Source organism: Enterocloster clostridioformis (assembly GCF_020297485.1).
GTDB classification, from domain to species: domain Bacteria; phylum Bacillota; class Clostridia; order Lachnospirales; family Lachnospiraceae; genus Enterocloster; species Enterocloster clostridioformis.
On record NZ_JAIWZC010000001.1, the window covers coordinates 2,014,565 to 2,031,983 of the forward strand.

Consider the following 17,419-nt stretch of genomic DNA (forward strand, 5'->3'; position numbering starts at 1 on the left):
ACTGCCTGTATTGTTCTGCAAATCAATTGCCTGCTCTTACTCCCCCATATAGCGCAGCACCGGCTTTCTGGCCGCGGTCACCTCGTCCAGCCGGCGGACCGGAGTCTTGACCGGAGCCTGGTGAAGGCTCTCCGGGTCTGCCTTTGCCGCCTCATAAATGTTCCGGAATACCTCAATGGCTTGGTCCAGCGTCTCCCTTGACTCTGTCTCGGTGGGCTCCACCATCAGGGCCTCATGGACAATCAGCGGGAAGTACATGGTGGGCGGATGGATACCGTAATCCAGAAACGCCTTGGCAATATCCATGGCCGACACATTGATATCGTGTTTCAAATCCTCCAGCGTCATGACAAATTCATGCATACAAGTCTCATTGTAAGCCATCTTATACAGGTCTGACAGCTTATTCATCATATAGTTGGCATTCAGCACTGCATTGGAGGATGCCTCGGGAATCCCTTCCCTGCCCAGGGTCATGATGTAGGACAGCGCCTTTACCACCTCCCCGAAGTTTCCATAGAACATCTTTACCCTTCCAATGGATTCCGGCTCCTTCACAAAGCTTAAAGCCCCGCAACCTTCCTCTTCTCCCGACGCCTTAACCATAAATCCCGGAAGGAAGGGCCGCAGGAATTCCTTGCAGCCCACAGGGCCGCTTCCCGGACCGCCTCCGCCGTGAGGCGTGGAAAATGTCTTGTGAAGGTTCAGGTGGATTACGTCAAATCCCATATCTCCCGGTCTCACGATGCCCATGACCGCGTTGAGGTTGGCTCCGTCGTAATAGCACAGCCCTCCCGCCTCATGGACAATGCGGGTAATCTCCAGGATGTTTTTGTCAAAGAGCCCTACTGTGTTGGGATTGGTCAGCATCAGACCTGCCGTGTCCTCCCCCACTGCCTCCTTAAGCTTATCTAGATCCACGCATCCGTCCTCCCTGGAGGGAATGCTGACAACGCTGTAGCCGGCCATGGTGGCGCTGGCGGGATTGGTGCCATGGGCAGAGTCAGGGACAATGATTTTCGTCCTCTTTTCGTCCCCTCTGAAATGGTGGTAAGCCTTCATCAGCAGCAGACCCGTAAATTCCCCATGGGCGCCTGCCGCGGGCTGGAAGGTCATGGCCTCCATGCCTGTTATTTCACACAGATACTTCTCCGCCAGGCCAAACACCCTGAGGGCGCCCTGTACCGTATGTTCAGGCTGCAGCGGATGGATACCCGCAAAACCCTCCAGGGACGCCGCCTCCTCGTTTACCTTGGGGTTGTATTTCATGGTGCAGGAGCCCAGGGGATAGAAGCCGTCGTTGACGCCGTGGGCCCGCCCCGCAAGACCGGTATAATGTCTGCTGATTTCATTTTCAGAAAGCTCGGGCAGGTTCAGTTTCCTCTCCCTGCCAATTCCTATCTCGTGGACCGGCACGTCGCAGTCCGGAAGCAGGTGGCAGTGTCTGCCAGGAGTTCCTTTTTCAAATATTAATTTCATTCCCCGCATACCTCCTGCACGATTTGGGCCGCCTGGTCTATGTCTTCCTTCCGGTTCTGCTCAGTAGCGCACCAGAGAATCTCCCTGTCATTTAAGGGCAGTCCCCCCAGGATTCCCTTTTCCTCCAGAGCCTTTAAGATAAGGCCGCTGTCCGTATCTCCCTCGGTGACGAACTCGTGGAAGAATTCCCTGTCATACCTGGCCGTGAGGCCGGCCTGTTCCAGCTGTTCCTTCAGATAATGGGCCTTGGAGGTGCAGAGAACGGCTGTCTTTCTTAACCCTTCTCCTCCCATGGCCGCCATATATACGCTGGCAGTCAGGGCGCAGAGGGCCTGGTTGGAGCACACGTTGGAGCTTGCCTTTTCACGTCTTATATGCTGTTCCCTGGCCTGGAGGGTCAGCACATACGCTCTCTTGCCGTCCACATCCCTTGTCTCTCCCACGATTCGTAAGTAAGTAATAATCCGTATCTTGACAAAATAAGAAATCCCCCAGCACTTACCGGGGGAAGATCTGTCTTTTACTTTTTAAGTTTGCTGCGGCAATCATCAGGCAGATTGGAGGACCATGGGAGAAGCTCCAGCATTTCTTCCTTTGCCGGAAACGCACCGAGTTCTTTCATCTTTTCCATCACATATGTGAGATAGTTGTATGGCTTCAGTCCATTCAGAAGCGCAGTTTCTGTGATGCTGTACACAGTCGCACTGGCCTGTGCCCCGCGGATGCTTTTGGCAAACAGCCAGTTGCGTCTCCCTATGGCAAAATTTTTCAGTGCCCGCTCTGCAGCTAGATTGTCAATACTCAGATGGCCATCTTCCAGATACCTTTTCAGATAGGTTTCCTGGTTCAGCGTATACAGGACCGCCTCTCCGATCTTAGAAGATCTGTCCACAGCATCCTCCAGGGTATGAAGCCACTCGAAAAAAGCCTCTAAAAGCGGCTTTGCCTGCTTTTGACGCTCTTCATACCTTTCTTCCGGTGACTTGTCACGGATCATCTCTTCGATCTTATAGAACATCCCGATCCGTGCCATTGCCTGATATGCGGTTGTTTCCTTCAGCTGCTCTTTGGTAAAGTCCTTTTTCAAAACGGTCAGGGATTCATCAAATCTGCGCCTCGCATGGGCCATGCATCCTGTCACGGTGATCCTTTCCGGAAGGCTGTGGTATGCCTGGTATCCATCGCAGGTGAAATATCCCTGGTACTGATCCCCAAGGAATTCCACCGGATGATATCCCGCCCGGGTTCTTTCGTATTGGAAGAGGACCATCCGGGGTGCGCCGCTGTATTCATCAGTGAGATAGACCCACATCCAGTTCTGGGTGGAACCTTTCTGTTCCGGCTCATCGATTACCTGAACACGGGTTTCATCCCCATGAGCGTACCGGCTCCGGAGGAATTCTTCCTTCATCAGTTCATAAAGCGGCTGCAGATACCGGTCCGCACACTGGATGATCCAATTCGCCATGGTCTTTGTGGAAAGGTTCAGGTCGTAACGGGCGAATTCCCGTTCCTGACGCGCAAGGGGCATGCCGCCCACATACTTTGCGTTCATGATGCCTGCCACCAGGGATGGTGTTGCCACACTGCCTTTGAGAAGGGAAGGCGCCTTTTCCGGACGTTTCATCGCCCCGCATTTCGGGCAGCTGTAAACATAGGTGACCTCCTCCACCACTTCAAACCGTGCAGGCACAAACTTCAGGCGCTTCACCGTCTCTTTTGTCACGACTTTATATTTGGTATTGCAGTCCGGACAGTTTCGGTCCGCGCCGGTCAGCTTATACTCAATTACTTCCGTTGTCTCAAAGGCGGAAAGATCTTCCTCCTTTTTGCCGGAACGTTTCTTTCTTTTATAGGAAGACGGATGGATCTCCTCCATTTCCGGCTCCGGCGCATCAGGCTCTGCTTCCTGCTCTGCCTCGTTAAAAAGGTTCAGCTGCGTATAGCCATCCGCATATTTTTCGCTGGATGGGCCAAACTGTTTCCGCTGCGCAAGAGTCAGACGGTCAGAAAGCATCGCGTTCAGGAATTCCAGTTCCTTTGTTTTTTCTTCGAGGATCTGGATCTTTGTTTCCTGTTTCTGATAATGCTCCCGCATGGTTTTCATCAGGGAGATGATATCCTCCCTGCTCATCTTGTTCAGTTGTTCCTCTGTAAAAAGCGGATCCATAACACAGCCTCAACTTTCTGAAATCTCTACCAGAAAGTATACCAGAAAAAGCATTCCGTTCCTATAGGAAACTGCATTCCGGGACGGAGGAAAATCCGCCCAAAACAAAGTGATTTTCGGCTTTTTGCGAATTGACAGGATCCGGGCTCATATGACGATCTTCGGGTGACGTTCTTCAAATGCGCCGCTGGGGTTCAGGGATAAACCATCGCACAGCCAATGGATCTCTTTCAGCGTAACTTTCTGCAGTTCATCCGGTGTGTCAGGCCAATGGAAGGAATCGCGGTCCAGCCGTTTCATCAGGATCCAAAACCCTGACCCGTCCCACTGAAGGATCTTGAGCAATGTGCGCCTGCGATTGCAGAACGCGAACATACAGCGGGAGTACGGATCGAGATGGAATTTCAGTTTGATGATGGCCGCTAAACCAGTGTAGCTCTTCCGGAGGTCCGTGCAGCCACATGCCAGATAGACTGTAGTACTTCCGTAAAAATCAAGCATAGTTCTTTAAGGCCTGAAGCAGGGCAGTCAACAGTCTGGCTGGACAGTCCGCAGCAACTTCAATCCGGATATTTTCCGGGAGACAGAGCATCACAGGAGGTTTTCCTGTATCTGCTGTACTGAAATGGAGTTCATGTTCCGAAGGGAGCTTTGCAAACACCGGATCAGAAGCACTTTCTGTCTCAGCTGCTTCTGACTGGAGCTTTCGGATCCAGTAACCCAGTGTAGACTGTGGGATTCCATTCTGCTGACACCATTCTTTGCGGGATAAACCGCTTTCCTGAAAAGCATGGAACCGGTCTGCCCAAAGGTCAGCCTTTGAGGTTACATTGTCATTCGTATTTATTGGTATCACCTCCATCATTTGAACTTATCTTATCAAATGTGGATGGAAATTTGCAGATACTGATTATTACCTACTTACCACGATTCTGCCCGGAAGCTTTCTTCCCATGGCTGATGTAGCTGTCATAAAGCCCAGGTACGGGCCTCCGAAGCAGAGAGGCATGCCCAGGGGCTGGCCGTCTCCAACCGCGATGTCCGCACCGCATTCCGCCGGTGTGGGCAGAAGATCCAGGGAGATGGGGTTGCAGCCCATGATATATTTGGCTCCCTTTTCATGGGTGATTTCTCCCAACAGGCCGCATTCCTCCAGATTACCATAGTAGTTAGGCTGCTGCACATAGAAGCAGGATGCCGTGTCGTCTAACAGTTCCCTTAAGGCGTCCTCGTCCATGCCCATGACCGTGTCGCCGGGCTTTAACATGGCAACGAACACAGCCATGTTGGCCTGGGCTCCGGAATGGGGCTGTACATTTACGTAGTCGCATCCGAACAGCTTCTTTGCCCTCTCAATGGCAATGGTCTCCACCACGTCCACAAACTCGCATCCGCCGTAATAGCGTTTTCCCGCGTATCCTTCCGCGTATTTGTTGGTGAGCACCGTGCCCATGGCAGCCATCACCGGCTCCGATACAATGTTCTCGGAAGCAATCAGCTCCAGATTCCTTCTCTGGCATCCGCACTCCGCCTTGATTGCCTCCCCTATCTCTTTGTCATATCCCTCAATAAAATCCATTACCTGTTCAACCATTGGTTATACCCTCCTTTTTATTTTTCATCACGGTCTTATCAATCTGCCCTGCTTCTGCCTCCGAAACCATACCACCTCCCCATTTGTACCGTGCGCTTTTTTTAAGACCGGACCGGATATATACATGCCCTGTGTCCATGGCCCGGATATCAAATCGAGTAGGAGGAAGGCGATTATTTCGCCTTCCGACCTCTCACACCACCGTACGTACCGTTCGGTATACGGCGGTTCAATCAACTTAACATGTAACAGCCTTTTCGGCGTAGTAGTCTTCCATGGATACAAGACCAAACTTAGCTAGTCTCTCTTTACTGATACAAATGTGGAGATTCCAGCTTCTGCACACTCTGGCATATCCTTTGGCATATGAAATGCCATGTGCCGCATTTGGCGGCAGACCAAGTTTGATAAGATTCTTTTCCCTGTTCTTTGGCGTTTTCCAGTGTTTCCATATGCACATGCGCAGTCGATACCGAATCTGTCCGTCCATTTTTGCGCACAGCCTTTTCATGCTTCCGATTTTGAAATAATTTATCCACCCTCGGATAAGCCGGTTGAGTTTCCCAATTTTATAACCATTGCCCACTCCCCAGCTCCTGCTTGTATATTTCTTCATCTGCGCCTTGAACTTTGCTGCCGCTTTCGGGTGTGGTCTGGCTTTGTACCCTTTGGCAAATGAGTCATAGTAAAATCCAAACCCCAGATACTTAATGCCCTTTGGTTTATCAACCCTGCTCTTTTCCGCGTTCACTTTCAGTCCAAGCTTTTCCTCTATAAACCGAGCCACGCTCTTCATTACCCGCTCTGCCGCCTGTCTGCTCCCGACCATTATAATAAGGTCATCTGCATACCGGACGAAATCCAGCCTCCTTGCTTCCAGTTCTTTGTCCAGCTCATTTAACATGATATTTGCTAACAGCGGCGAGATATTTCCACCCTGCGGTGTGCCGACTACCGTATCTTCATACTCATCATCAATCATTACGCCGCTGACCAGAATCTTTCTTACCACCGATATGACATCTCCGTCCTTTATTGTCCGTCCGAAAATCGTCATCAGCTTGTCATGGTCTACTGTGTCAAAGAATTTCGCTAGGTCGATATCCACTATCCAGTTGTGTCCGTCATTCATCATTTCCAATGCTTTAAGGACTGCCTGCTGTGCACACCGCTTGGGTCTGAATCCATAGCTGTGGTCGTGAAACTGCTCCTCAAATATCGGGGTAAGCACCTGTGCCACCGCCTGCTGTACAAAGCGGTCTACTGCTGTTGGCACTCCAAGATTTCTTGTACCACCATCGGGTTTGGGTATCTCCACCCTGCGGACTGGCTTCGGCTTATACTTCCTCGTCCGCAACTGTTCCTTAATGTTTTCGCCGTTTTCCGAAAGATATGCGCCAAGTTCTTCAACGGTCATCCCGTCCACGCCTGCCGCTCCTTTATTCCTTACGACTTGCAGATACGCCGCATTTAGATTATCCCTGCTTAATATCTGCTCCATGAGACTGCTTGTGTCCATGCGTTGTTTCCTTTCTGCCCCTTTTGCCTTTGCCGCCTTTGAAGTCATCGACAGGCGTATGCTCCGGCTACGAAGTGGAACGTACTTCAACTGATTGATTGTTCAGCCCTTCGCTCCGTCCCCATTACAGGAACTTCCTCACTACTATGGCTTCTGCTGACTTCTCACAATTCGTTGTTACTACGGCTAATGAGACCGCCTGTGAGACCTCCCCAGTTAAGGTGCGTGTTCTTTTCCTCCATGTACCTGCCGCATTTACTCGTACTTCCGGCAACCTTTTGGACTTCAGTGCCTTTTGCCACCTTATCCGTATTTCCGAGCCTTATATGCGGTTCCTGTCCGTCAGGTCAGAGGTTTGCTTACAGCTTCTTTCAGATTCCGTCTCACGGCGGACACCCTTGCTGTTCGGCTATGTGCTTCGTTGTTGCCTACGCGCACTTGGGACTTTCACCCATTAGAAAACGCCCATGCTGGGCAAACAAAAAGCGCACGAACAAAAAAATGTTCATGCGCTCTGTCTTTGTACCTGAAAGATTTGGCTTCGTCGGTGCTATCGCTTTCCAGAGTTTCGTCCAGTATCCGGTTCTTTTGCCTGAGAGTTCTTCGCTTCCCCTTCGGCGCTGCCTGTGCAGTCTCTCCCGAATCCATCATCCGATTATATAAATTTATCAACAAAAGCATTTATATCAGTTCTGCTTTGTGCTATTTTCATATTATCACACTTAACATTTTCAGTCGACAAGTAAAATGTGTTTAATTTTTAACGCATTTTCCCGTTATTATACTGTATTTTTGCCGTATTTCCTGTTTCTTCCTGTCCCTTTATGCATATGCGGCTGACCCTGTAGGAGTACAAAAGGAAAGCTGTCATGGCAATGGAGAGGGCTGCCGCAATGATCCAGGCAATGTTGTATGAGCCCGTCATATCATAGGCCGGCGCAATCAGAGGACCGCCCAGGGCATATCCCACGCCGGGGAAAAGACTGAGGAATCCATAGATTTCCGCGTAATGCTTTGTAACGAAGATTCCGCTGGTGATAACCGGAGCGCTTACGGTTCCTATACAGGCACTGAACCCAGGCAAAATTGCCATCAGGTACAGGAAGAGCTGATGTTTAATAAATATCAAACAAATTTCTGAACGGGGCAGGCTGCACTCAGAACTCTGGGAACCATGGCAAAAACTCCGGCTCTTTGACACCGATAAAGCGATGGATTATCTCTCCGCTTTTTATCCACCTATGGGGCGCCCTGCCATCAACCAGCCGCAGATTCTCAGGTCTTTTGTCCTGTTCTTTCTGCTTGTTTCCAAGGGCCTTGCCTCTCTTTCCCCCACGGCCTGGGCTGCCAGGCTCCGGCAGGACCGCCTCCTCGCTGTCCTCACCGACTGTCCCCCTGACCGTCTCCCGCCGCTCGGCTCTTACTACGACCTGATTGACCGCCTTTGGGTTTACCCGGATACAACCCGCTATTCCCGGCACAGGCTCTTTCCTGCTTCCTGGAATTCCAGAAAAACGGACAGGCCAAAAGGGAAACATCAGAAAGCCTCTGAATCCCGCCAGGGCATCGTAAAGTGTATTGCAGAACGTCTCCTGGATGATAGGTCCATCCCTTTCAACTTCGAGGAAAGGCTTCAGCAGTTCTTTTACGCTGCAGCCGTCCTTCCGTCCATGCAGCAGGGGCTTATCCCTTCAGATAACCTTACTGTTTCCGGCGACGGTACCGCAGTACATACCCACGCTTCCCCCAGAGGACACCGCTTAGATCCTTCCTCCCCGGAGGGCTCCTCCCGCCATTATTCCGACCCCGATGCTTCCTGGGGCTGGGACAGCGACCTGGATAAATACTATTATGGATATACACTTTTCCATCTGTCCTGACATAACAGTTCCCTGAAGATTGACCTTCCGCTGCTCCTGCGCTTTACCAGTGCGAAACGCCATGATTCTGTCAACTTTCTGGTCGCTTTTCATGAAATGGAGAAAAACATGCCTGGCTTTTCCATGAAAAACATGTGCCTGGACTCCGCCATGGATAACCTTCCTGCCTACACGTTACTAAAGAACCGGAAGATCCGGGCTTTTATTGACCTGGCATCCTGAATGATTATGGTCTTCACCGGATGGTACTCCATGAAAACCACGTTATTCCTTCATGACCACGATCATTGCTATATGCATCCATTTAGATGCCCGCTTTAAAAAGCGGCAGAATGCGGAATAGCTGATATCTGGCATTTATCCAAATATCCTATCAAAGGACCTCCTGTCGAAGGTCTAAAAATCATGCCCTTCTTTATTCTGTATTCCCTGGATAATCATCACCTCCACCTCTCGTTTCCCGATTATTCATTGGCATTTTTTAATTGTTTGAAAATTGTATCAATTGTTTATCAAGTTTCCGAGACCGCTCCTCATCTGTCCGATTTTGAATTCCAATAGTATCATAATCTGTTCCACGCCTTCTTTGGCTTTGTGTAAATAGCACCTCAAATTTCTCCCTAAGTTTCTTTGTGCTCCGGATATTGCCTTTCCAGATACTATCATGTATGGCATACTGCAGCACCTGCTGTATCTCATCTTCGCTTAGTCCGTTAGCAACGGGACAATGGGTTCTGCTTTTTCATACTTCTTAAAATTTCAGTTCGATGTGTAGCTACTTATCATTTGTCTTACTTCTGTGTTCTTTCTAATGAGCAAATACGTCTTTTTTCATATAATATTATAAATTAGCGCCTTGGAGACAAAAATGTTTAACAATCAACATACTAACTCGCCTTCCTATACCTTGGGAGCTTCCTACTCCAGCTTCCAATCAAATGTGGCAACTGATTACGGTCCAAATCCGTTTATTATTGATATTAGCAATGCCACTATGAATAATGACACATTTCGCACTGCCTTATGGACAGGTAATAACTTACAGCTTACTCTGATGAGTATACCAGTTGGTGACGAAATAGGGTTAGAGGTTCATCCTAACGATGACCAATTTTTGCATATTGAATCCGGCCATGGGGTTGTTCAAATGGGTAACCAGATGGACCGTTTAAACTTTCAACAACCAGTCTTTACTAACAGTGCTATATTTGTTCCTGCCGGAATCTGGCACAATGTAGTAAACACTGGTGATATTCCTTTAAGATTATACTCTATTTATTCACCTCCTCATCACCCTTGGGGTACTGTCCACCAAACTAAAGCTATCGCAGAAGCAAATCATTACTAATCACCACCTCGTCAGTTCTTTTAGAAGGACTGGCGAGTCTTTAGCTAATCTCACTTCTAACAAAATCATAATTTATAACCCCATAACATATAATTAACTAAATATAAACAATAGGCATACCAGTATATGAAAATACGAAATAAAAGTGCTCTTATTATATCAATACTTATCCCATTAGCAGTTGGTTCAATGTCTGCATTATTTAGCGGAAATATGTTATCATACTCTATTTTAGATAAACCAGCTTTTAGCCCACCAGGATTTATTTTTCCTATCGTATGGACAATACTTTACATACTGATGGGAATATCCTCATATATAGTTTATTCTTCAAACAGTCCCAATAAACCGAAAGCTTTGTTGATCTATGGTATACAGTTATTCTTCAACTTTTGTTGGAGCATTATCTTCTTCGGTTTGGACCTTTACCTATTTGCTTTTATCTGGCTCATTGCGTTAATCTTTATAATAATAATTATGATAAGGCAATTTTACATTGTTAGCCCTCTGGCTGCTTATTTACAAATTCCCTATCTGATATGGTGTATATTTGCCGCATACTTAAATTTCTCTATTTTCATATTGAATTGATATGTGAAGTGAACCGACTAAGCCAAACTTATTCGGTTCTTTTTATTGACATCTTGTAATTTTTTAATTCCACCTGCAGATTTCCACATTCCGGGCAGTACATAACCGCTCCGACCACCATTTCATATCTGCCACCTAAGGCATAGTAAGCCCGGCCCCGTCCATCAGATACCGCAGGGGATGCGCCGGCACCCGGTGCACTGCCCCTTCACGCAGCAGCTCCGCCTTTGTTTCCAACGTCTTTCCCCGTTCTCATCCCATCTCGGGTTCCTGCATTCTCATTCTGGTAGTTGGTATTTATGTTGCCTGCACCGGGCTTATCAAGCGGGTAACCACAAAAACCATCCACGCCGTTGTGAATTCCGTGGTAGTGTTCGTGCTGTCAGCAGCCTTTATCGCCTATGCCCCGGACTATATCGGGAAAATCAATGAATTTTCCGCAGACATCAACGCCAGCCTGTCACTTGGCACAAAGATTGTGCTGCCAAACTCGGAAAGTCAGGGGAAAGACAGTGTAGACCTTATCCGTGACAGCCTGTTCTCCATTCAGGTGAAACAGCCGTGGCTCCTGCTGCAATACGGCAACTCGGATGTGGAAAGTATCGGAGCTGAACGTGTGGAAAGCCTGCTCTCAACCAGCCCCAACAAAAGGGGAGAAACCATGAAGCTAAGACACCTCTTTTTTGCCTGCTCCGGCGTGTTCGTGATGATTTTCTCCCTGTACTTTTGGTGGTGATTGTGTTCTTGGATGAAGAAGACGGCGGAAGAGACTATACAACGCAGGTATCGCAGTTTGAGCTTGTGTTGGAGAAGAACGGGGAGAATTGGAAGATTGTAAAAATAAGTCAAAACTTGGAAAGCAATATTTCCCCTTATGCATCATAATTGTTAAAATGCGGTTTTTTCTGCTCCACTTCTCACACAATTACAGCATGCTTTAAGGAAGCAATCTGTTAATATCTCTCGGGAACAACGTCGTAAATCTTACATTTTCATATCCTAATAACTTACTAGTACAGCATTGCCAAAATAATAATGAATAGACGTTGCTTTTTTATTGTAGTCGGTGCATAATAATTCTATCACTAAAGAATGGATGGGTTATTATGCGAAGGAAAACAATTGATACTATCCCGGTTTTATCTGATGCCATGAAAAACATATTATCTGCTTTTTCAAAAAGCCGCTCCCTTCCGTCAGGACTGGTCAAAAGAGCCAGCATTGTCCTGCTTGCGTCACAGGGAGAACTCAACCAGAATATTGCACCACAGGTCGGGCTTCATTATAATAATGTTGCCACCTGGCGCAGTCGGTTCCTCGCGGCGCTCCCAGCCTTGCGGAGGATTGAAATGGACGCCCCGGAAAAGCTTGAAGATGAGATACGGGCAGTCCTGTCCGATAAAAAACGCCCCGGTGCCCCGTCTGTTTTTACGCCGGACCAGATCATGCGGATCATCGGCCTTGCCTGCAGCAACCCAAATGATTTTGGGTACGAAGTAAGCCAGTGGAGTCTCCCGCTGTTAGTGGCAGAAATTAAAAAGCAGGGGATCGCTGAACAGATTTCTGAGAAATCTGTCAGCCGTTTTTTAAAAATGAGGTAGATTTACATCCCCACAAAATCCGTTACTGGCTTCATTCTTCGGAAAAGACGGAAGCCCCGGAATCTTTTGCTCGGAAAGTAAACGAAATCTGCGGCCTGTACCAGAGTGCCCAGGAACAAAGCCGGGAAGGTGCACACATTGTTTCCACGGATGAAATGACCGGGGTACAAGCGCTGGAACATAAATATCCTGACAAGCTCCCATTACCCGGCCAGTGCGCCAAAATGGAGTTTGAGTATATCCGCCATGGCACGACCAGCCTCATCGGGTTCTTTGATGTTGCAACGGGCCGTATGGAAATGCCGTATTTAAACTCCACACGCACAGAAGAGGATTTTGTGGAAGCCGTGAAAGCATTGGTAAGGACAGACCCGCAAGCCCCATGGACATTTATATGCGATGGCCTAAACACCCATAAGTCGGAAACCCTTGTCCGCTATGTGGCAGAAGCCTGTGCCCTTGGCGTGGAACTGGGCAAAAAAGGGAAAACAGGGATCCTTAAAAGTATGGAAAGCCGGGCGGATTTCCTGCATGACCCTTCCCACCGGATCCGCTTTGTCTATACTCCGAAACACAGTTCCTGGATGAACCAGATTGAGATATGGTTTGGCATCATTAACCGGAAGCTGCTGAAGCGGAAAAGCTGCCTATCAATAGAAGAACTGGAAGCAAGCATCCTGCGCTTTATTGAACAATACAATCTTACAGCACACCCATTTAAGTGGACATATGCCGGGATACCATTAGTAATTTAATCACTGATATTTAAGCAATGCTGTACTAGTGAAACGTTCCAAGCCAAGTCCAAGTCCTCCGTGTGGCGGCATACCGTATTTATGCATCATAAGATAACTTTCAAACAATTGCACATTCATATTTTTCTTATTCATTTTTGCAATCTGTTCTTCATAATTATGGATTCTCTGACCACCGGTTGTAATTTCAAGTCCTCTAAACAGCAAATCGAAACTTTCTGTTTCATTAGTATGTTCTTTACTGTCCATAGCATAAAACGGTCTCTTTACACTCGGATAATGTGTTACAAAAACGAATTCACTTCCAGTTTCTTTAAAAATAATCTCTGATAAAAGTTTTTCCTCTTCTGGTTCAAAATCTTCCCAATCTTTTACAGGACGATTATGAGCCTCAGCTATTTTAATCTTCGCTTCATGAAAACTAATTGCAGGAATTGTCTCAATTATAGGCAAATTAAGATCAAGCAATGCTATTTCCTTTTTATAATGCTCAGACAAATAATTCAATGTATATTTCAGCATTGCAGTTTCCATTTCCATAATTTCCTCAAAACTATTTATATAGCCCATTTCAAAATCCACGCTGGTATATTCGTTCAAATGTCTTGATGTATCATGTTTCTCAGCTCGGAACACTGGTGCAATTTCAAATACACGTTCAAACACGCCTACCATCATCTGCTTATAAAACTGAGGGCTTTGAGCCAAATATGCCTCTTGTCCAAAATAGTTTAAAGAAAATATATTGGCGCCTCCTTCTGCTCCTGACTGCACGATCTTAGGCGTATGAACTTCTGTAAAATGTTCATTATAAAGGAATTCTCTAATCCCCCTGCAAATGCCTTCCTGTAATTTAAAAATAGCTCTTTCTTTTTCATTTCTTAAAGTGATTGGTCTATAGTCAAGCAAATTTTCTATAGAAGTATCCACGATTTTTTGGTTGATTACAATTGGTGATATTTCATGAGGTTTACTTAAAACTTTTATATTTTTAATATGCAATTCATATCCTGTTTTACTTCTACCTTCCGCCACTAAAATCGCAGTAATTGTTACACAACTTTCTTCTGCTGGTATTTCGAGATTTCCCGAAGCAACGCACTGAACTACATCTCTTTTTGTTCTTAATAACACAAAAGAAAAACCTTTCATTTTTCTAACTTTGTAGATACTTCCATGAATTTGTATGTTGTTGCTAAGCTAATTTGTCATCCATACTGCTCTGCTTGAATGTCAGAGACTTGCTCTGTATAATGTCAATGAACATTCTACAGAAAGAGAAAGTCCCAGAAGACCCTCCCGCTAAGTTGTGTCCTCTGAGACTCATGATAAAACCATGATTATTGTATCAGAGTACACGGAATCTGACAAGGGGGATGGCGTAATTACTATCCATTGTAACGAAAATTGTATATGCCCCATATGCCGGTCCCCTGTCAGCCACCGTGACTGGAAACCACGAATCATGAAGCTGGATGGCGGACAGGTGGTGTGGCTGATGATTGAGCGGAGACGGTGTGACAATGAGGGCTGCCGGAGGCTTCACAGTCTTCTCCCTGATAAGCTCGTCCCTTATAAGCATTATGGCTCCGACCTTATCGCTGCCGTGCTGGATGGTGATATCATGCCGGAGGATACCATGAACGAGGATTATCCTTGTGATGAAACCATACGGCGGTGGCACCACTGGCTTATGGCAAACTTCTCCCGGACAGAAGGTTACTGTCGGCAGGCTATGAGCCTCTTAAGGAATCCCGGACTGGCCGGCGCGGCCATTTTGGAAACAATTAGGAAATCCTGTGACAGGTGGCTTCCCGCTGTCCTGCGCATGGTCTATAACTCAGGCGGTTTCCTGGTATCCGTCTGAGGACATCTTATATGCACCCACTTTGTTTTGGCTGTCAGCGCTTTTTGCGGTATGCTGTCCAAAAAGGAGGTGCATACCATGCAGACAATCAAAAAAGATTTAAACGGGAGGGATAACGAGGCGCTCTCACGCTACACCTTGATCGCGCCACTGCTTGATGAGAGCCTGGATCCCGCCAAACGCAGCCAGCTGCGGGAAGAAGCAGCCTCAAAGTCAGGCTTATCCGAGCGTACCATCTTCCGGTACCTTGCCGCCTATGAAGAAAAAGGCTTCGAGGGTCTCAAACCCGTCGTGCCGGCTCAGGCGGTTGTCTCCGGGAGGCTGCCGGATAATTACCGGAAGATTGTGGAGCAGGCAATCCAACTGAGGAAGGAAGTACCCAGGCGGAGCGTGGAGCAGATCATCTTCATCCTGGAGCAGGAGGGCTGGGCGGAGCCGGGCGTACTCAAGCGCCCTACCCTGCAGCGTCACCTTTATAAAGCCGGTTTCGGCACGAGACAGATGCAGACATACGCAAGCGCACGCGAAAGCTCGTCCAAACGTTTCTGCAAGCCCAACAGGATGATGATGCTGCAGGCTGATATCAAGTATGGGTGTAAGCTCCCCATAGGGAAAAACGGGGCGATGGTGCAGACATATCTGTCCTCCGCCATCGATGACCACTCCAGATACCTGGTCCATTCCCGGTTTTATGACAACCAGGAGGAAAGCATCGTGGAGGATACCTTCCGGAACGTCCTCTTGAAGGCCGGGGCTTGTGATGCCGTATACTTTGACAACGGTTCGCAGTATGTGGCAAAACAGCTGAAATTCTCCCTTGCCAGACTTGGGATTACGGTTCGGCACGCAAAAGTCCGCAGCGGAAAATCAAAGGGGAAAATAGAAAAATTCCATCAGGTGGTCGATGCTTTTCTCAGGGAGGCCCGGATCCATAAGGTCAAAACACTGGAAGAGCTTAACCGGCACTGGAAAAACTACCTGGAGGAATACTACCATAAGCAGCCGCACGAGGGCATCCGGGAGTATTATGAGAGCCTTGGCATGCCCGTCCCACCAGAAGGGATCACCCCTCTCCAGGAGTGGAACCGGGACTGCCGGCCTTTAAAGTTCCTGGATACATCCGTAGTGGCGGAAGCGTTCCTCCATCATGAAGAACGCCTTGTTGACAAGGGCGGCTGTATCAGCTTTCAGGGCCGCAAATATGAGACAAAACCGTCCCTTATCGGTTTCCGGGTGGAGATTTCCTATGACCCTGCTTCGCCGGAAACCATCACGATCCGCCATAAAGGGATTGAACCGTTTACCGCAAAGCCGCTCGAAATGAGGCCGTTTTGTGATAAAAAAGACCCCCTGCCGATTTCCATGCAGGAAACGGAGCCGGATAATTCCCGTATGCTGGAGGCGCTGGAAAAGAAGAGCGCAGCATCCAAAAAGCACATGGCAGATGCCATCTCTTTCGGACAGTACAGGAAGGATGGTGGCAGCAATGTATAAAGCTTTTTACGAAATGCAGCGTCTCCCTTTCGTGCGCGATATCCCGTCGGGGATGCTGTATGAGTCACCGGCGATGGCGGACACCCTTGGGCGCCTGTCTTATGTGGCAGACCGCCAGCTGTTCGCCGTGGTGACGGCGGATGCCGGGTGCGGCAAGTCAACGCTGGTGCGCCGTTTTGTGGAGACGCTCCCCAAAGAGGAATATATCTTCCTCTACCTGTCGGACTCCAAACTGACCCCAAGATGGTTCTACAAAGGCATGCTCGACCAGCTGGGCGTGGAATCAAAGTTCTACCGCGGCGATGCCAAGAGGCAGCTTCAGAAGGAGGTGGAGATCATCCGCGGCGTGCAGGGCAGGAAAGTCGTCTGCATCCTGGATGAAGCACACCTTCTGGAAAAAGAGACCATTGAGGAATTCCGCTTCCTGCTGAATTATAAATTCGATTCTATGAGCCCTATGGCACTCGTGCTCGTCGGGCAGACGGAGCTGTGGGATAAACTCCGGCTCCAGCGGTATGCGGCCGTCAGGCAGCGGATTGATTTAAGCTGCATCCTGCCCCATCTTGACCGTGCGCAGACGGAAAGATATATCCGTTCCCACCTTGCGTATGCCGGAGGCAGGCAGGATATCTTTACCGATAAGGCCATGGACGAGAGCTTCCGCGAGTCCACGGGGATCCCAAGGCGCATCAACCGGATCTGTAACGGCTGCCTGATGTACGCCAGCCAGCAGGGAAAGCGTCTCACGGACGAACATCAGGTAAGGTTTGTCCTCGAACATGAGATGCTGGGAGGTGAGGCCTGATGGTTCAGAACAAAGAACATCGCCCGGCAGAGACCTTTGCTGACCGCATGCGCCAGTCCGGCGTATTGGATCTGCTGGAGGAATACATGGACATCCGGGACGAACTGGAGGAAGCCCTCAATTCCATAGAACTGCTCCATGGGGATATCAGGATCGCCATGGATGACATCAGCGGACAGCTTGAAGATCTTCAGGAGCATATGGATAACGTCAGCAGTAAACTGCGCAGGTTCAAATCGCCGCATGCAAAGCAGTATGAAGTTGTCAAAGATCAAGGCGTGCTTCCATTTGACTGAAAAGCCTATGCAGGAGCACT

General features: G+C 48.3%; 19 protein-coding genes, 3 pseudogenes and 1 riboswitch. Of the genes and pseudogenes, 10 read left to right on the top strand and 12 right to left on the bottom strand.

Annotation, left to right across the window (positions count from 1 at the left end; all coding sequences use genetic code 11):
* Window positions 1-36: 36 nt before the first annotated feature.
* From gcvPB to LA360_RS10175, 11 genes and pseudogenes are all read right to left on the bottom strand, one after another.
* Complete coding sequence (gcvPB, locus tag LA360_RS10125) at window positions 37-1,479, bottom strand: aminomethyl-transferring glycine dehydrogenase subunit GcvPB (RefSeq protein ID WP_022202039.1); 1,443 nt, start codon at window positions 1,477-1,479, stop codon at window positions 37-39.
* Window positions 1,476-1,928, bottom strand: a pseudogene (locus LA360_RS10130) (aminomethyl-transferring glycine dehydrogenase subunit GcvPA); the annotation flags it as partial. The gene gcvPB and the pseudogene LA360_RS10130, both read right to left, overlap by 4 nt.
* A gap of 71 nt (window positions 1,929-1,999) precedes the next feature.
* Complete coding sequence (tnpC, locus tag LA360_RS10135) at window positions 2,000-3,649, bottom strand: IS66 family transposase (RefSeq protein ID WP_112482447.1); 1,650 nt, start codon at window positions 3,647-3,649, stop codon at window positions 2,000-2,002.
* A gap of 147 nt (window positions 3,650-3,796) precedes the next feature.
* Window positions 3,797-4,150, bottom strand: coding sequence for an IS66 family insertion sequence element accessory protein TnpB (gene tnpB, locus LA360_RS10140; protein WP_089776306.1), 354 nt, complete (start codon window positions 4,148-4,150; stop codon window positions 3,797-3,799).
* A complete protein-coding gene (gene tnpA, locus LA360_RS10145; protein ID WP_112482449.1) occupies window positions 4,143-4,514 on the bottom strand; it encodes an IS66 family insertion sequence element accessory protein TnpA in 372 nt (123 codons plus the stop codon). Before tnpA ends, tnpB begins: the two co-directional genes overlap by 8 nt.
* A gap of 60 nt (window positions 4,515-4,574) precedes the next feature.
* Window positions 4,575-5,228: pseudogene (locus LA360_RS31850) on the bottom strand (hypothetical protein); the annotation flags it as partial.
* A 253-nt stretch (window positions 5,229-5,481) separates the two neighbouring features.
* Entirely contained in the window at window positions 5,482-6,762 is a 1,281-nt protein-coding gene (gene ltrA, locus LA360_RS10155) for a group II intron reverse transcriptase/maturase (protein WP_002578445.1), read from the bottom strand.
* A 570-nt stretch (window positions 6,763-7,332) separates the two neighbouring features.
* A riboswitch (glycine riboswitch) is annotated at window positions 7,333-7,413 on the bottom strand.
* A 109-nt stretch (window positions 7,414-7,522) separates the two neighbouring features.
* Window positions 7,523-7,891 carry an MFS transporter gene (locus LA360_RS10160; protein ID WP_225537491.1) on the bottom strand — a complete coding sequence of 123 codons (369 nt, stop codon included), beginning with the start codon at window positions 7,889-7,891 and terminating at the stop codon, window positions 7,523-7,525.
* A 28-nt stretch (window positions 7,892-7,919) separates the two neighbouring features.
* Complete coding sequence (locus LA360_RS10165; protein ID WP_146774976.1) at window positions 7,920-8,243, bottom strand: hypothetical protein; 324 nt, start codon at window positions 8,241-8,243, stop codon at window positions 7,920-7,922.
* Window positions 8,244-8,522: 279 nt separating this feature from the next.
* Window positions 8,523-8,735, bottom strand: a complete 213-nt coding sequence (locus tag LA360_RS10170) for a hypothetical protein (protein WP_146774975.1) — start codon at window positions 8,733-8,735, stop codon at window positions 8,523-8,525.
* A 408-nt stretch (window positions 8,736-9,143) separates the two neighbouring features.
* On the bottom strand, window positions 9,144-9,317 hold the full coding sequence (locus tag LA360_RS10175) for a hypothetical protein (RefSeq protein WP_155521220.1): 174 nt from the start codon (window positions 9,315-9,317) through the stop codon (window positions 9,144-9,146).
* A gap of 193 nt (window positions 9,318-9,510) precedes the next feature.
* Between LA360_RS10175 and LA360_RS10180 the strand changes: the two genes are divergently transcribed.
* The 6 genes and pseudogenes from LA360_RS10180 to LA360_RS10205 all read left to right on the top strand — a co-directional run bounded on the left by LA360_RS10180 (window position 9,511) and on the right by LA360_RS10205 (window position 12,937).
* Window positions 9,511-9,990 (top strand): cupin domain-containing protein, encoded by a 480-nt coding sequence (locus LA360_RS10180; protein WP_089776456.1) that lies wholly within the window; start codon window positions 9,511-9,513, stop codon window positions 9,988-9,990.
* 126 nt (window positions 9,991-10,116) lie between these two features.
* Window positions 10,117-10,581 (top strand): TspO/MBR family protein, encoded by a 465-nt coding sequence (locus tag LA360_RS31175; RefSeq protein ID WP_089776457.1) that lies wholly within the window; start codon window positions 10,117-10,119, stop codon window positions 10,579-10,581.
* Window positions 10,582-10,855: 274 nt separating this feature from the next.
* Window positions 10,856-11,230: pseudogene (locus LA360_RS10190) on the top strand (CD3337/EF1877 family mobilome membrane protein); the annotation flags it as partial.
* A gap of 77 nt (window positions 11,231-11,307) precedes the next feature.
* Window positions 11,308-11,466 (top strand): conjugal transfer protein, encoded by a 159-nt coding sequence (locus LA360_RS10195; protein ID WP_146774974.1) that lies wholly within the window; start codon window positions 11,308-11,310, stop codon window positions 11,464-11,466.
* A gap of 221 nt (window positions 11,467-11,687) precedes the next feature.
* A complete protein-coding gene (locus tag LA360_RS10200; protein ID WP_112481787.1) occupies window positions 11,688-12,182 on the top strand; it encodes a helix-turn-helix domain-containing protein in 495 nt (164 codons plus the stop codon).
* A 137-nt stretch (window positions 12,183-12,319) separates the two neighbouring features.
* Window positions 12,320-12,937 (top strand): transposase, encoded by a 618-nt coding sequence (locus tag LA360_RS10205; RefSeq protein WP_225537737.1) that lies wholly within the window; start codon window positions 12,320-12,322, stop codon window positions 12,935-12,937.
* Here LA360_RS10205 and aspS read toward each other — a convergent pair whose 3' ends face one another.
* On the bottom strand, window positions 12,938-14,125 hold the full coding sequence (aspS, locus tag LA360_RS10210; RefSeq protein ID WP_225537746.1) for an aspartate--tRNA(Asn) ligase: 1,188 nt from the start codon (window positions 14,123-14,125) through the stop codon (window positions 12,938-12,940).
* Window positions 14,126-14,273: 148 nt separating this feature from the next.
* Between aspS and LA360_RS10215 the strand changes: the two genes are divergently transcribed.
* The 4 genes from LA360_RS10215 to LA360_RS10230 all read left to right on the top strand — a co-directional run bounded on the left by LA360_RS10215 (window position 14,274) and on the right by LA360_RS10230 (window position 17,399).
* Window positions 14,274-14,804 (top strand): DUF6431 domain-containing protein, encoded by a 531-nt coding sequence (locus LA360_RS10215; RefSeq protein ID WP_146774921.1) that lies wholly within the window; start codon window positions 14,274-14,276, stop codon window positions 14,802-14,804.
* A gap of 78 nt (window positions 14,805-14,882) precedes the next feature.
* On the top strand, window positions 14,883-16,298 hold the full coding sequence (locus LA360_RS10220) for a DDE-type integrase/transposase/recombinase (protein WP_112481597.1): 1,416 nt from the start codon (window positions 14,883-14,885) through the stop codon (window positions 16,296-16,298).
* Window positions 16,291-17,103, top strand: a complete 813-nt coding sequence (locus LA360_RS10225; RefSeq protein ID WP_112481587.1) for an ExeA family protein — start codon at window positions 16,291-16,293, stop codon at window positions 17,101-17,103. The genes LA360_RS10220 and LA360_RS10225 overlap by 8 nt, the downstream gene beginning before the upstream one ends.
* A complete protein-coding gene (locus LA360_RS10230) occupies window positions 17,103-17,399 on the top strand; it encodes a hypothetical protein (RefSeq protein WP_057573142.1) in 297 nt (98 codons plus the stop codon). The genes LA360_RS10225 and LA360_RS10230 overlap by 1 nt, the downstream gene beginning before the upstream one ends.
* Window positions 17,400-17,419: the final 20 nt, after the last annotated feature.

Bases quoted from the DNA above. Each gene is read 5' to 3' on its own strand.
- gcvPB (WP_022202039.1), bottom strand. From the start codon at position 1,479: ATGAAATTAATATTTGAAAAAGGAACTCCTGGCAGACACTGCCACCTG.
- tnpC (WP_112482447.1), bottom strand. From the start codon at position 3,649: ATGGATCCGCTTTTTACAGAGGAACAACTGAACAAGATGAGCAGGGAG.
- tnpB (WP_089776306.1), bottom strand. From the start codon at position 4,150: ATGCTTGATTTTTACGGAAGTACTACAGTCTATCTGGCATGTGGCTGC.
- tnpA (WP_112482449.1), bottom strand. From the start codon at position 4,514: ATGATGGAGGTGATACCAATAAATACGAATGACAATGTAACCTCAAAG.
- ltrA (WP_002578445.1), bottom strand. From the start codon at position 6,762: ATGGACACAAGCAGTCTCATGGAGCAGATATTAAGCAGGGATAATCTA.
- LA360_RS10170 (WP_146774975.1), bottom strand. From the start codon at position 8,735: ATGAAAAGCGACCAGAAAGTTGACAGAATCATGGCGTTTCGCACTGGT.
- LA360_RS10175 (WP_155521220.1), bottom strand. From the start codon at position 9,317: ATGCCATACATGATAGTATCTGGAAAGGCAATATCCGGAGCACAAAGA.
- LA360_RS10180 (WP_089776456.1), top strand. From the start codon at position 9,511: ATGTTTAACAATCAACATACTAACTCGCCTTCCTATACCTTGGGAGCT.
- LA360_RS31175 (WP_089776457.1), top strand. From the start codon at position 10,117: ATGAAAATACGAAATAAAAGTGCTCTTATTATATCAATACTTATCCCA.
- LA360_RS10200 (WP_112481787.1), top strand. From the start codon at position 11,688: ATGCGAAGGAAAACAATTGATACTATCCCGGTTTTATCTGATGCCATG.
- LA360_RS10215 (WP_146774921.1), top strand. From the start codon at position 14,274: ATGATTATTGTATCAGAGTACACGGAATCTGACAAGGGGGATGGCGTA.
- LA360_RS10220 (WP_112481597.1), top strand. From the start codon at position 14,883: ATGCAGACAATCAAAAAAGATTTAAACGGGAGGGATAACGAGGCGCTC.
- LA360_RS10225 (WP_112481587.1), top strand. From the start codon at position 16,291: ATGTATAAAGCTTTTTACGAAATGCAGCGTCTCCCTTTCGTGCGCGAT.
- LA360_RS10230 (WP_057573142.1), top strand. From the start codon at position 17,103: ATGGTTCAGAACAAAGAACATCGCCCGGCAGAGACCTTTGCTGACCGC.